The sequence below is a fragment of the Streptomyces torulosus genome (assembly GCF_001419765.1).
Lineage (GTDB): Bacteria > Actinomycetota > Actinomycetes > Streptomycetales > Streptomycetaceae > Streptomyces > Streptomyces torulosus.
In genome coordinates this window covers 1-13,964 of the sequence record NZ_LIRK01000616.1, presented here as the reverse complement: position 1 = coordinate 13,964, position 13,964 = coordinate 1, and the positions used below count along the sequence as shown (strand labels likewise).

Annotated in this window: 12 protein-coding genes; 7 read left to right on the top strand and 5 right to left on the bottom strand. The window is 72.3% G+C overall.

The window, feature by feature from the left end:
- The coding region (gene ftsL, locus AOK23_RS35345) for a cell division protein FtsL (protein ID WP_055716620.1) at positions 1–434 on the bottom strand (434 nt) is incomplete at its 3' end.
- Between the two features lie 111 nt (positions 435–545).
- Positions 546–1,502: a 16S rRNA (cytosine(1402)-N(4))-methyltransferase RsmH gene (gene rsmH / locus AOK23_RS35340; protein WP_079049885.1), complete on the bottom strand. Its 957-nt coding sequence runs from the start codon at positions 1,500–1,502 to the stop codon at positions 546–548.
- A gap of 356 nt (positions 1,503–1,858) precedes the next feature.
- Between rsmH and AOK23_RS35335 the strand changes: the two genes are divergently transcribed.
- The 4 genes from AOK23_RS35335 (at position 1,859) to AOK23_RS35320 (ending at position 7,568) form a co-directional block, all read left to right on the top strand.
- Positions 1,859–2,467 carry a beta-class carbonic anhydrase gene (locus tag AOK23_RS35335; protein ID WP_206336384.1) on the top strand — a complete coding sequence of 203 codons (609 nt, stop codon included), beginning with the start codon at positions 1,859–1,861 and terminating at the stop codon, positions 2,465–2,467.
- Between the two features lie 285 nt (positions 2,468–2,752).
- The gene (locus AOK23_RS35330; RefSeq protein WP_055716617.1) at positions 2,753–3,793 is read left to right on the top strand and encodes an AAA family ATPase; all 1,041 of its coding nucleotides are present in this window, start codon (positions 2,753–2,755) and stop codon (positions 3,791–3,793) included.
- Positions 3,790–5,154 (top strand): DUF58 domain-containing protein, encoded by a 1,365-nt coding sequence (locus tag AOK23_RS35325; RefSeq protein ID WP_055716616.1) that lies wholly within the window; start codon positions 3,790–3,792, stop codon positions 5,152–5,154. The genes AOK23_RS35330 and AOK23_RS35325 overlap by 4 nt, the downstream gene beginning before the upstream one ends.
- A complete protein-coding gene (locus AOK23_RS35320; protein ID WP_055716615.1) occupies positions 5,151–7,568 on the top strand; it encodes a transglutaminase TgpA family protein in 2,418 nt (805 codons plus the stop codon). Before AOK23_RS35325 ends, AOK23_RS35320 begins: the two co-directional genes overlap by 4 nt.
- Before the next feature lie 221 nt (positions 7,569–7,789).
- Here the strand turns inward: AOK23_RS35320 and AOK23_RS35315 are convergent, their stop codons facing one another.
- From AOK23_RS35315 to AOK23_RS35305, 3 genes are all read right to left on the bottom strand, one after another.
- Entirely contained in the window at positions 7,790–8,191 is a 402-nt protein-coding gene (locus tag AOK23_RS35315; protein WP_055716614.1) for a DUF3040 domain-containing protein, read from the bottom strand.
- Between the two features lie 277 nt (positions 8,192–8,468).
- Positions 8,469–9,239: a methyltransferase domain-containing protein gene (locus AOK23_RS35310; RefSeq protein ID WP_055541623.1), complete on the bottom strand. Its 771-nt coding sequence runs from the start codon at positions 9,237–9,239 to the stop codon at positions 8,469–8,471.
- Positions 9,240–9,372: 133 nt separating this feature from the next.
- A complete protein-coding gene (locus tag AOK23_RS35305) occupies positions 9,373–9,912 on the bottom strand; it encodes an SAV_6107 family HEPN domain-containing protein (protein WP_055716613.1) in 540 nt (179 codons plus the stop codon).
- 177 nt (positions 9,913–10,089) lie between these two features.
- On the opposite strand from AOK23_RS35305, the gene AOK23_RS35300 reads away from it, so the two are divergent.
- From AOK23_RS35300 to AOK23_RS35290, 3 genes are read left to right on the top strand one after another with little or no spacing between them, the layout of a single operon-like run.
- The gene (locus AOK23_RS35300) at positions 10,090–11,097 is read left to right on the top strand and encodes an ATP-binding cassette domain-containing protein (protein WP_055716612.1); all 1,008 of its coding nucleotides are present in this window, start codon (positions 10,090–10,092) and stop codon (positions 11,095–11,097) included.
- Entirely contained in the window at positions 11,069–13,153 is a 2,085-nt protein-coding gene (locus tag AOK23_RS35295) for a YhgE/Pip domain-containing protein (RefSeq protein WP_055716611.1), read from the top strand. Before AOK23_RS35300 ends, AOK23_RS35295 begins: the two co-directional genes overlap by 29 nt.
- 35 nt (positions 13,154–13,188) lie before the next feature.
- Complete coding sequence (locus AOK23_RS35290; protein ID WP_055716610.1) at positions 13,189–13,821, top strand: TetR/AcrR family transcriptional regulator; 633 nt, start codon at positions 13,189–13,191, stop codon at positions 13,819–13,821.
- Positions 13,822–13,964 lie beyond the last annotated feature (143 nt).

Here is a 13,964-nt window from a genome sequence, read left to right as displayed (position 1 = left end):
GGGCGGGCGGCGGACGCGGGGGTGGGTGCCTCGGGCACGAGGACCAGGGGCAGGCTCGCCGGTGACTGCGGGGCCACGGGGCTCGGGACGCCCTTGACACGGCCGTCGGGCTCCAGGAAGGCGGGGTCGCCGCCGGGCACCATGCCCAGCTCGCGGGCGCGGCGCTGGAGGGCCTCCGGGGCGGAGTAGGCGTCCACGTCCCGCTGGAGCGCCTGTTCCTCGTCGGTGTAGCTCTTCACGTCGTCCTGGAGGTCGTCGAGCTGGAACGACCCCTCGCTCAGCGCGGAGTTCAGGACGAGGAGGCCGATGAGGCCCCCGCCCAGGAGCACGACGACGAGGAGGACGAACGGGGTGCGGGCGGCCCGGCCGGAGCCGGCGGGCAGGAGCCGCGCGAGCCGGGCGGCCCGGCCCCTCAGTTCGGGTTTCCTGCTCACACACCCTCCCTGCCAGTTCGCTTCTCGGAGTCACTCCTGGCGCCAGCGAGTTCGGTTCTCGGACCCACCACCGTCCCCTTCACGCACCGTGTTCCGGCCGCCTCGTCCGCCTCACTCGACGTCCTCCCGGATGCGCTCCGCCCCGCGCAGCCGTGCGGGGGCGGCCCGCCGGTTCTCGGCGACCTCTTCCTCGGTGGGAAGTTCGGCACCACGGGTCAGGAGCTTGAGCCGGGGCTGGTAGCGCTCGGGGACGACGGGCAGTCCGGGGGGCGCGGTGGTGGCGGCGCCCGCCGCGAACACCTGCTTGACGAGGCGGTCTTCGAGCGAGTGGTACGACAGCACGGCGACCCGGCCGCCGACCGCGAGGGCCTTGACGGCGGCGGGGATCGCCCGCTCCAGCACGGTGAGTTCGCCGTTGACCTCGATGCGCAGCGCCTGGAAGGTGCGCTTGGCGGGGTTGCCCCCGGTGCGCTTGGCGGCCTGCGGCAGGGCGTCGCGGATCAGTTCGACCAGGCGCGCGCTGTTGCTGAAGGGCTCCTTCTCGCGCTCGCGCACGATCGCGGAGACGATCCGCTTGGCCTGCTTCTCCTCGCCGTACGCACGGAGGATCCGGACGAGTTCGCCGGCCGGGTAGGTGTTGAGGACCTCGGCGGCGCTGATGCCCGTCGTCTGGTCCATGCGCATGTCGAGCGGGGCGTCCTGGGCGTAGGCGAAGCCCCGGTCGGCCTCGTCGAGTTGCATGGAGGAGACGCCGAGGTCGAAGAGGACGCCCTGGACGTGCGGGACGCCCAGGCGGGCGAGCACGTCGGGGAGTTCGTCGTAGACGGCGTGCACCAGGGTGGCGCGGTCGCCGTAGGGGGCGAGCCGTTCCCCGGACAGGCGCAGCGCCTCCTTGTCCCGGTCGAGGGCGACGAGCCGGGCCTCGGGGAACCGGGTGAGGAGCGCCTCGCTGTGGCCGCCGAGCCCGAGGGTGCAGTCGACCACGACGGCGCCGGGCTCCTTGAGGGCCGGGGCCAGCATGTCCAGGCACCGCTGGAGCATGACGGGAACGTGTCGGCTCTCGGTCAAGGGGCCCTCTCAAGTCCGGCGGGCCCGTACGCACCGCCGGGTCCCCGCCCGCTCAGGAAGGGGAGGTCGGCCGGCGCCGGAAGTGCCGGCCGACCGGGAGCGGGAGGAGGCCGAGCCGTACGTACGCGCCGCGCACGCGGGGAGATGCCGGGCAGTGACCGGATCTCTCGGTGATGTCAGTCGAGCAGGGGGTCCTCGCCTCCCGCTCCGCGTCACTTTAGTCCACGGCCCCTCGCGGTCAATCAACCGGCCTGCGCGTCGCGACGCCGCCCTCGGAGCGAAGCCCGGAAAGCCGAGAAATCACTCGGAGTGGTGCAATCCCGCCACCCCTGTGGGTTACCTCACAACAACCCTCAATGACGTTCTTTGTCCCCTCTCACAGAGCGCCATCGGCACCCGTGACCAGTACCGTCATGCCTATGACGACCTCCGCATCAGTTCCCACCGAATCCGAAGGCGCCATAAACGGCGACACCGTCACCGACCGGCTGGTCGAGGCCAACGGGCGGTACGCCGCGGCGTTCGCCGACCCCGGCATGGACGCCCGCCCCGTCCTGCGTGTCGCCGTCGTGGCCTGCATGGACGCCCGCCTCGACCTGCACGCCGCGCTCGGCCTCGAACTGGGTGACTGCCACACCATCCGCAACGCGGGCGGTGTGGTCACCGACGACGTGATCCGCTCCCTCACCATCAGCCAGCGCAAGCTGGGCACCCGCAGCATCGTGCTGATCCACCACACCGGCTGCGGCCTGGAGGCCCTCACCGAGGACTTCCGCACCGAGCTGGAGGCGGAGGTCGGCCAGCGCCCGGCCTGGGCCGTGGAGTCCTTCCGGGACGTCGACCAGGACGTACGGCAGTCCATGCAGCGGGTGCGGACCAACCCGTTCCTGCTGCACACCGACGACGTGCGCGGTTTCGTCTTCGACGTGAAGACGGGGCTGCTGCGGGAGGTCGACGCCGCCTGAGCGGCGTCGAACCGGCCCCTCGCACCGGCCCCTGCCCCACCCCCGGACGGTCTTCCGCTGTCGTGGGTTTCTGTCAATCTCCTGGCATCTTGGCGGGCGAAACGGTACAGACCTGACAAATCGCCGACCGTTATCCACAGGCGAGTGACACGAATCGGTAACGGCAGCAAGAATGCAAGTGTGGCAACACGCGGAACTGTTCGCGCGTGGTGCCCGTGTTTCGGGGTGGGCCGGTCCGCATCGCAGAGCGTCGGCCCGGAGAAAGAACGGGCCGAGGAGGGCCGGGTGACGACCTATGACGATCGAGCGAGCCTCACTGATCTGACCAGCACTGTGGAGCGAGTCCGCAGTTCGGTCGAGGCGGTGATCGAGGGCAAGCCTGAGGTCGTACGGCTTTCGCTGACAGTGCTGCTCGCCGAGGGACATCTTCTGATCGAGGATGTCCCCGGCGTCGGCAAGACCATGCTGGCCAAGGCACTGGCGCGGTCCATCGACTGTTCGGTACGGCGTATCCAGTTCACGCCGGACCTGCTGCCGTCGGACATCACGGGTGTGTCCATCTGGGACCAGCAGCGCAAGGAGTTCGAGTTCAAGCCGGGCGCGATCTTCTCGCAGATCGTGATCGGCGACGAGATCAACCGCGCGTCGCCGAAGACGCAGTCCGCGCTGCTGGAGTCCCTGGAGGAGCGCCAGGTCACGATCGACGGACAGACGTACGAGCTGCCCCACCCCTTCATGGTGGTGGCCACGCAGAACCCCGTCGAGATGGAGGGCACCTACCCGCTCCCCGAGGCCCAGCGGGACCGCTTCATGGCCCGGGTCTCCGTCGGCTACCCCAGCCCGGAGGCCGAGCTCCAGATGCTCGACGTCCACGGCGGCGTCTCGCCCCTGGAGGACATGCAGCCGGTGGCCCACGCCCATGACATCGTGAAGCTGATCGAGGCCGTCCGCGGCGTGCACGTCGCGGAAACGGTCCGGCGCTACGCGGTGGACCTGGTCGGCGCCACCCGCACCCATCCCGACCTCAGACTCGGCGCCTCGCCGCGCGCCACGCTGCATCTGCTGCGTGCGGCGAAGGCGACCGCAGCCCTGAGCGGCCGGGAGTACGCGCTGCCGGACGACATCCAGTCCCTGGCGGTGGCGATCCTCGCGCACCGGCTGCTGCCCACCGCTCAGGCCCAGCTCAACCGCCGGACGCCCGAGCAGGTCGTCCAGGAGATCCTGCAGCACACACCCGTGCCGCAGGCCGCGCCGCCGCAGGGCGGCTTCGGCTCGGTCCGCTCGGCCCCGGCGTATCCGCAGCAGCCGCCGCGGAGGCTTGGATGACCACCGCGGGGCCCGCGCCCGCCCCGGAGCAGGACAAGGGCGGGCTGCGCACGGCTCTCGCCGGGCTCACCACACGCGGGCGCTCCTTCCTCGCCGCCGGGGTGGCGGCCGCGATATGCGCATACGTCCTCGGGCAGAGCGATCTGCTCCGGGTCGGTCTGCTGCTCGCCGTACTGCCGCTGGTCTGCGCGACCGTGCTGTACCGCACCCGCTACCGGGTCGCGGGCAGCCGCCGCCTCTCCCCCGCACGGGTGCCGGCGGGCAGCGAGGCCCGGGTCCATCTGCGGATGGACAACGTCTCCCGGCTGCCCACCGGGCTGCTGATGCTGCAGGACCGGGTGCCGTACGTGCTCGGTCCGCGTCCCCGGTTCGTCCTGGACCGGGTCGAGGCGGGCGGCCGGCGCGAGGTGTCGTACCGCGTCCGCTCCGATCTGCGCGGCCGCTACCCCCTGGGCCCTCTCCAGCTGCGGCTGACCGACCCCTTCGGGATGTGCGAGCTGACCCGGTCCTTCTCGACGTTCGACACCCTGACGGTGATCCCGCGCGTGGAGGCGCTGCCGCCGGTGCGGCTGAGCGGTGAGGCGAAGGGGTACGGCGACGGCCGGCAGCGCTCGCTGGCGCTGGCCGGCGAGGACGACGTGATCCCGCGCGGCTACCGTCGCGGCGACGACCTGCGCCGGGTGCACTGGCGTTCCACCGCCCGCTACGGCGAGCTGATGGTGCGCCGCGAGGAGCAGCCGCAGCGCGCCCGCTGCACCGTCCTGCTGGACACCCGGGCCGTGGCCTATCTGGGCGCGGGCCCCGACTCGGCCTTCGAGTGGGCCGTCTCGGGCGCCGCGTCCATGCTGGTGCACATGCTCGAACGGGGTTACTCCGTACGACTGTTGACGGACACCGGCAGTTCGGTGCCGGGCGAGGGGGCCGACGGGTTCGCGGGCTCCAGCCAGGAGTCCGCCGACGCGGCCGGCCTGATGATGGACACCCTCGCGGTGGTCGACCATTCCGACGGCATGAGCCTGTCCTCCGCGTACGACGTCCTGCGCGGCGGGAACGAGGGGCTGCTGGTCGCCTTCCTCGGCGACCTCGACGAGGAGCAGGCGGGGCTGATCGGCAGGATGCGTCGGCGCAGCGGCGGGGCGATCGCGTTCCTGCTGGACAGTGAGACGTGGACCCGTGAGTCGGGCGAGGTGCCCGCCGCGGGCGGCGAGAGCGCGGGCGAGGAGTCGCTGCGTCTGCTGCACGAGGCGGGCTGGACGGCGCTGGGCGTGCCGCGCGGCGCCTCGCTGACGGACCTGTGGCGCCAGGCGGACCGGCAGCGGGCCGGCCTGGTGTCCGGGCTCGGGACGGAGGGACGCTCATGAGCGGTCGGGCGAGGCTGGCGCTGTGCGCCTGGGCCGCCACGATCATGACGGCGTGCACCCTGCTGCCGCTGGTGGACCCGGAGACATGGATCTTCCAGGCGGCCGTGATGCTGGGCGTGCAGAGCGGCGTGGGAGCGCTCGCCCGGCGGGTGCCGCTGGCCCGGGCGCTGACGGTGGCCGCGCAGGCCCTGGTCACGCTGTCGATGCTGACGCTGGTCTTCGCCCGGCAGCAGGCCGTCGCCGGGCTGTTCCCGGGCCCGGAGGCGTTCCAGCACTTCGGTTCGCTGCTGCGGAGCGGTGCCGACGACGTCGGCCGGTACGCCATCCCGGCGCCGATGACGGACGGCATCCAGCTGATGGTGATCGGCGGTGTCCTGGTCATCGGCCTCATGGTCGACGCGCTCGCGGTGACGTTCCGCAGCGCGGCCCCGGCCGGTCTGCCGCTGCTGGCGCTCTACTCGGTGGCGGCGGGGCTGTCGGACGGCGCCGCGTGGCTGTTCTTCCTGATCGCCTCCGTGGGCTATCTGATGCTGCTGCTGGCCGAGAGCCGCGACCGGCTCTCGCAGTGGGGCCGGGTCTTCGGCGGCGCCGCGCGTGCTCCCGGTATGGAGACCGGTGGCGCCGTCGCCCCGGTGCGCACCGGGCGCCGGATCGGCGCGGTCGCGCTGGGCATCGCCCTGGTGGTGCCGCTGGGGCTGCCCGCCCTCGACGGCGGGCTGCTGGGCGGCGCGGGCGGCGGGATCGGCGCGGGCGCGGGGGGCGGTGGCACGATCTCCGCGGTGAACCCGCTGGTCCAGCTGAGCGAGAGCCTGAACGTCGACCAGGACCGCCAGGTCCTGTCGTACCGCACGAACACCGACAACATCCAGGAGATGTATCTGCGGATCGTCTCCCTGGACGACTTCGACGGCACCTCCTGGAAGCCCACCGAGCGGTCCATCACCGGTGTCCCGGACGAATTCGGCACCCCGAACGGCCTGGGTCCCGACGTCAAGCGGAACGAGATCGAGACCCGGATAGCGGCGGCGAGGGACTACGCGCAGAACTGGCTGCCGATGCCGTATCCGGTGACGTCGGTGGACATCGACGGCGACTGGCGGTACGAGCCGGTGGGCCGCACCCTCGTCGGCGACCACGGCCAGGACACCAAGGGCGCGCAGTACACGGTCAAGAGCCTGATCGTGCGGCCGACCGCCAAGCAGCTGGCCGCGGCGCCGGAACCGCCGCCGGCCCTGAAGCGGGAGTACACCGAGGTGCCTCCGTCGCTGCCGCCGGTGGTGGCGCGGACCGCCCGGGAGATCACGGCGGGCTCGGCGAACGACTACGAGCGAGCCGTGAAGCTCCAGGACTGGTTCGCGTTCAGCGGCGAGTTCACCTACGACACCGAGGTGCAGAGCGGCACCGGCTCGCGGGCGATCGCCCGGTTCCTCCAGGAGAAGGAGGGCTTCTGCGTCCACTTCTCGTTCGCGATGGCCTCCATGGCCCGCACGCTGGGCATTCCGGCCCGGGTCGCGGTGGGCTTCACACCCGGCACGCCGGAGGCGAACGGTTCGATGTCGGTGGGGCTGCGTGACGCGCACGCCTGGCCGGAGCTGTACTTCGAGGGCGTGGGCTGGACCCGCTTCGAGCCGACCCCGAACCGGGGCACGACCCCCGAGTACACCCAGCCCGAGTCGTCCGGTGACGACGGTTTGCCCGATGTGCCGCGGCCGTCGGAGTCGGCGTCCACGGCGCCGTCCGCGGCGCCGTCGGAGAGCGAGAGCTGCACGGCGCAGCAGGTGCGTCTGGAGGGCGGCTGCTCGTCCGAGTCGGCGGCGGCCCTGCCGGGTTCCGACGACGAGGAGCGCGGGCTGTGGGGGCTGGTGTTCTTCTCCCCCTGGACGCTGTTGATCGTCCCCGGGGCGCTCGCGCTGCTCGCCCTTCCGCTGCTGCCGATGTTGTGGCGGATGCGGATGCGGTCCGTGCGGCTGGGTGCGCACGGGCGGACGCCCGCCGAGGCGGCGGCTCACGCCCTGGGTGTCTGGCAGGAGGTGACCGACACGGCGTGGGACTACGGGATCGCGCCGGACGAGTCGCAGACGCCTCGCAAGGCCGCCGCGCGGATCGTGCGGCTGGGGCGGCTCGAACCGCCGGCCGAGGCGGCGGTGCACCGACTGGCGGCGGCCGTGGAGCAGGTGCTCTACGCTCCGCAGCCGCAAGTGCCGGCGGGGCTCGCCCAGGACGCGCACGAGGTGGCGGCCGGGCTGCGGGCCCAGGTCGGCCGCTGGCCCCATCTGCGGGCGCTCTTCCTGCCCCGTTCCACCGTCCGCGTGATCTGGGCGGTTTCGGCCCGCTGGTCGGCTCTCACGACCGAACTGGCGGCCCGTCGCCCGACCCTGCGCCGGCCGTCGGCCCCGACCGGCCAGAACAACTGAGGGCCTGGTCCGACCGAGGTCCGCATGAGTCTGCCCCCACCGGGTTCGCCGGGTGGGGGCAGATTTCACGTCGGGGGCCCGGGCCGGGGCGCGTGGGACGGCGAACGGCGGCGCCGGGCGCCCGGTGTTCGATTGTGGGCGTGCGTGAAGGGTGACCGCCCTCAGGCGGTCACCCTTCATCTGTCTTCAGGTCTGGCGTGGAGTCCGGCAACCCGGGGGGCTCAGTGGCCGCCCTGTTCGTCGCGGCGGCGCTGCCAGCGCTGTTCGATTCGATCCATCATGGAGCGGCGCTGTCGTGTCTGACGACGGGCACCGGCGGAGCCTGTGGGACCGGTGGGCTGCTCACCCGGCTTGGGGGCCTTGCGCCAACCGGTCACGGCGAGCACGGCGCAGCCCAGCATGACGAGGAATCCCACCACGCTGACCCAGATCTGCTGTGCGACCATTCCGGCCATGAGGAGCGCGATACCCACCAGAAAGCCCGCGACCGCCTGGTAGACCCGCCGCCGGGTGTACGTACGCAGCCCGCTTCCCTCAAGCGCTGACGCGAACTTGGGATCTTCGGCGTACAGCGCTCGCTCCATCTGCTCGAGCATGCGCTGCTCGTGCTCTGAGAGCGGCACGGAGTCCTCCTCATCGTGCGGTCGCCGGAGCGACCCGGGGGGTCCTCTTCAGGATAGGCAGGGAATCGCCCCCTTGAAACCCGCCCCTCTACGCCAATTCGCCAACCGGAACCCGCCATGGCACCCCGACTCGCTGAGGTGTGAATTCCCCAGCGAACGGCCCGTCATGCCGGACGGTCTCCCTCGATCATACGGCTCCGAGCGCCCGATCGGGGGGCCTGTGGCGTACTCCATCCGCCGCCGCGCCCCTGATCAGGGGGCACGGCACAGGAGACGCTCAGGCCTCGGCGTCCCCCCGGGTCTCTCCGAGCACATGCAGTTGCGTGGCCACGGAGTGGAACGCGGGCAGTTCCGCGGCGGCGGCCTCCAGCTTGAGAAGGGCGTCCAGGGCACCCGGCTCGGTGTCGACCAGGACACCGGGGACGAGGTCGGCGAAGACCCGGACGCCGTGGACGGCGGTCACCGCGAGGCCGGCGTTCTCGACGAGCGCGGTGAGCTGCTCGGCGGTAAAACGGTGGGGTACGGGATCACCCTCGCCCCAGCGTCCGTTCGGGTCGTCGAGTGCCTGCCTGGCCTCCTTGAAGTGGCCGGCGAGGGCCCGCGCGAGCACCGCGCCGCCCAGTCCGGCGGCGAGCAGGCTGAGGACGCCGTCGGGGCGCAGCGCGGCGACCGCGTTGCCGATGCCCTCGGCTGGGTCGTCGACGTACTCCAGGACGCCGTGGCACAGCACGGCGTCGTAGCCGCCGCGCTCGACGACGTCGAAGAGGCCGTGGGCGTCGCCCTGGACTCCCTGCACCCGGTCGGCGACACCGGCCTCGGCGGCCCGGCGCTCCAGCGCGAACAGCGCGTTGGGGCTGGGGTCGACGACGGTGACGCGGTGGCCGAGGCGGGCCGCGGGCACCGCGAACTTGCCGCTGCCGCCCCCGGTGTCGAGCACGTCGAGCGACTCCCGCCCGGTGGCCTTCACTCGGCGCTCGAGGGCGTCCTGGAGAACGTCCCAGACCACGGCGGTACGGAGGGAGGCGCGGGGGCGCGACGGGTCCGACACGGCAGTTGACTCCTCGGCGCGGCACCGCCTGGTGTGCGGCGGAGCGGTGGGCTTGCTGGTTCCGTCGGCGGCCGGGGCCGTGACGGAGGTGACGAATGCCCCCAACCCTAATGGGCGGCGCCGGGACGGTCGGTCAGCCCGCGTCCGGGACGCCTCCCCCTCCGTCCTGCCGGGGCTGGGGCAGGACGGGCTGGAGCACCAGCATCCGCTCGACCAGGCGCAGGAACATCGCCACGTCGCGTATCAGGTCGTCGGCGTCGCGCGTGCTCGCCGCGCCCCGTATGCCCGCCTCGGCCCGCGCCCGGCGGGCGGCGCCGGAGGCGAACAGCGCGCTCCACTCGGTGAGTTCGGGTGCGATCTCGGGGAGCACTTCCCAGGCGCTCCGGATCTTCGCCCGCCGCTTCGGGGTGGGCTCGGGGCGGCCCCGGGCGGCGAGCACGGCGGCGGCGGTGCGCAGGGCGGCCAGATGGGCCGTCGCGTACCGCTCGTTGGCGGCCTGGAGGGCGGACGCCTCGTCGAGGCCGGCGCGGGCCTGGGCGAGGAGGTCGAGGGCTGCTGGCGGGGCCGTCGCCCGGCGCAGCACGGGGTGCACGTCGCTCGCCGGGCCGGTCAGTGAGGGGGCAGGGCCGGTGGCACGGCGCCGATTGCCGGCTGCTGCGTGGTACGTGGCCATGACGAACCTCCTGTCGTCTACGTGACGGCACGCCCTGACACGGGGTGCCGTATGTGCCCATCGTGAGGTATGCCACTGACAATCCGTTCTGACCTGGGCTTTTGCTTCGATCGACAGTTCGGGGTAAATTTTGCACTGACCAGTCAGTTCAAAAAGGCACGAGGGGGTCCGGAGCACATGGACGAGCCGCCTACGACAGCCGCGGCACCCACCGGGGAGGGCGGCGGAGTCGCCGTCGGCGCCGAGGGCTTCGGGATGGAGGGCCCGCGCGGGTGGGTGTTCCGAGAGGTGGGGTTCCACGCCGAGCCCGGTTCATTGATCGCGATCGAAGGTCCTTCGGGGTCGGGCAGGACCTGTCTGCTGCTCGCCCTCACCGGGCGCATGAAACCGAGCGAGGGGCACGCCACGGTGGGCGCCCTGCGGCTGCCGAAGCAGATGGCCGCGGTCCGCCGGGTCAGCGCCCTCGCCCATGTCCCCGGCGTCACGGACCTCGACCCGGCGCTCACCGTCGGGGAGCACCTGCGCGAACGCGCGCTGCTGCAGCGGCGGTTCGACGGCTCGCTGCGCGGACTGCTCCGGCCCCGCCGTGAGCGGACGGCCGAGGCCGAGCGCCGGATCGACGCCGCGCTGGCCGCCGCCGGGCTCGACCGGGCGTCGCTGCCCAAGGGCGAGCGGACCGCCGTGCGCGACCTGGACCGGGTCGAGGCGCTGCGGCTCTCGCTCGCCCTGGCCCTCGTCGGCCGGCCCCGCCTGCTCGGCGTCGATGACACCGACCTGAAGCTCTCCGAGGCCGAACGGACCGAGATATGGGCCCTGTTGCGGTCCCTCACCGAGGCCGGGACCACGGTCGTGGCGGTGTGCAGCGAGGCCCCGGAGGGGGCGCTCGTCGTGTCCACGGCGAAGAAGAACGAGGCCGTGACGGACACGAGGGCGGGGACCGGGGCCGAGACCAGGACCGCGGCCGGGACCCGAGCCAGGACCGAGGACGAGGCCGAGCCCCAGAGCGGAACCGAAGCCGAGGCCGACACCGAGACCGGGGCCGAGGCCGACACCGACGCCGGCGCCGGCGCCGAGCCCGACATCGACACCGGCGCCGAGCCCGACACCATGACCGCCTCCAAGACCGACCGCGGTGACGACGACAAGGAGATGGGCGATGCGATCGCCGAAACTCGCCTCGCTTGAGCTCAGGCGGTTCGGGCGGGGGAAGCTCCCGCGCGCCGCGCTGGCCTCGCTCATGCTGCTGCCGCTGCTGTACGGCGCCCTGTACCTGTGGTCCTTCTGGGACCCGTACGGCCGGCTGGACCGTATCCCGGTGGCGCTGGTGAACGACGACAAGGGGGCGTCGGTCGGCAAGCAGAAGCTCAGGGCCGGCGAGGACATCGCCGACGGTCTGCGGGACAGCGACACCTTCGAGTGGCACGAGGTGAGCGCCGAGCAGGCCCGCGAGGGCGTCGAGGACGGCACGTACTACCTGTCGCTGACCATGCCGTCGGACTTCAGCCGGCGCATCGCGTCCAGCTCCGGTGACGCGCCGGAGACGGGCGCCCTCCAGGTCCGTACGAACGACGCGAACAACTACATCGTCGGGCAGATCTCCCGGACCGTGTTCTCCGAGGTGCGGACGGCGGCGTCGACGAAGACGTCACGGTCGTTCCTGGACCGGATCTTCATCTCCTTCTCCGACATCCACGAGAAGACCCAGAAGGCCGCGGACGGCGCCGACGACCTCAAGGGCGGCATCGACAAGGCGGAGAAGGGCTCCAAGGACCTCGCCGACGGACTGAAGGCCGCCAAGGACGGCAGCGGCAAGCTGTCCGGTGGCCTCTCCGACCTGGACCAGGGCGCGGGCGACCTCCAGGACGGCGCCCAGCAGGTCGCGAACGGCACCCAGAGCCTCGCCGACAAGGTCAACAAGTCCGCCGACCAGGTCCGGCCCTTCCTCGACGAGAACAGCGACACGATCACCGACACCGCGACCCTGGTCGCCGACTCGGCGGCGACGATCCGCAACCACCTCTCGGCGTTCGTGACCACGGCCCCGGCCGCCGCGACCGGCACCCGGACCGCCTCCGACACGCTCGACGACGTCTACAAGCGGCGCTGCGAGGACCCGGTGCTGCCGGACGCGGCCTGCGCGGACCTGAAGAAGGCGAAGGAGGCGGCCGCGGAGGCGGCCCGGCTCGCCGAGGACGTCAACACCGTGGTGAAGAACTACGACGGTGATCTGAAGGCCTTCAAGAAGGATCTGACGACCCTGGAGCGGCAGGCCCGCGCCCTGGCCAAGGCCGCGCCGAACCTGTCCGGGGACCTCGACGACGCCGTCACCAAGGTGAACGCGCTCAACAAGGGCGCCACGAAGGTCGCCAAGGGCGCCAAGACGCTGCACACCGGCCTGGGCACCGCCAAGACGGGCGCCGAGGACCTCGACACCGGCGTCGGCGACCTGAAGACCGGCGCGAACGACCTCAAGGGCGGGATGTACAAGCTGGCCGACGGCTCCGGCAAGCTCGCGGGCGGGCTGCACGACGGCGCCGACCGCATCCCGGACTACGACGAGAAGGACCGCGACCGGCGCACCGAGGTGATGGCCGACCCGGTCCGACTGGCCAGCAAGGACCTCCACAAGGCACCCAACTACGGCACCGGATTCGCCCCGTACTTCATCCCGCTGTCCCTGTGGGTGGGCGCGATGGTGGCGTACATGCTGATCCCGCCGCTCAACCGGCGTGCCCTCGCGGCGGGTTCCCCTGCCTGGCGGGTCGCGCTGGCGGGCTGGCTCCCCGTGGCCGCCCTCGGTGTGCTGCAGACGGTCGCGCTCATGGCGGTGCTGCACTGGGCGGTGGGCCTGCAGATGGCGCGGGCGGCCGGGACGGTGGGCTTCCTGTTCCTGGTGACGGCGTGCTTCGCGGCGATCGTGCAATGGCTCAACGCACGCTTCGGGGCCGCCGGCCGGATCCTCGTCCTCGCCTTCCTGATGCTCCAGTTGACGTCCGCGGGCGGCACGTACCCCGTGCAGACCAGCCCGGACTTCTTCAACGCGGTCCACCCGTTCCTGCCGATGAGCCACGTCGTGGACGCCCTGCGGCGGCTGATCACCGGCGGCGGTCTGGGCCCGGTCTGGCAGGCGTGCGCGGTGCTGGTGGCGTTCACCGCGGGCGCGCTCGCCCTGACCGCCGTGTCGGCCCGCCGCAAGCAGGTGTGGACCCTCGACCGACTGCACCCGGAGTTGACTCTGTGACCGCGCACGGCACGGTTCCTGTGACAATCAGGGCCATGGAAAGCAGCAACGCCCCCGGCGGCACAGGCGGGGGCCGCCGCGAGGCGACCCGGCAGAAGCTCTACGAGGCGGCCGTCACACTCATAGCGGAGCAGGGGTTCTCCGCCACGACGGTCGACGAGATCGCCGAGCGCGCGGGCGTGGCCAAGGGCACCGTCTACTACAACTTCGCCAGCAAGTCGGTCCTCTTCGAGGAGCTGTTGCGGCACGGCGTGGGGCTCCTCACCGCGTCGCTGCGGGAGGCGGCCGACCGCAGCGCCGAGGGCGGCGGCAGCAGGGTCGACGCCCTGGACGCGATGATCCGGGCCGGACTGGTCTTCATCGACCGCTACCCGTCGTTCACGCAGTTGTACGTGGCCGAGCTGTGGCGCACCAACCGGGCGTGGCAGTCCACGCTCATGGTCGTCCGGCAGGAGGCGGTCGCGGTCGTGGAGAAGGTCCTCCGCGAGGGCGTCGAGGCGGACGAGCTGAGCGACGAGATCGACATCGGCCTCACGGCGTCGGCCCTGGTCGGCATGGTCCTGGTGGCCGCCCTGGACTGGAAGGCCTTCCAGCCGGAGCGCTCCCTGGACGACGTGCACTCGGCGCTGTCGCGGCTGCTCCAGGGCCGGGTCAGCGGCAACCGGTAGCCGTCACCGAGGCGACCGCGCCGCACACCGGCCGGCGCGGTCGGGTGCCCCGCCCGCGCGCGAACGAACGAGAGCGCCGGTTCGGACTGGCCGCGTCCCCCGCGGGCCACCTCGAACCGGCGCTTCCCCGTTCCCCCTGATCC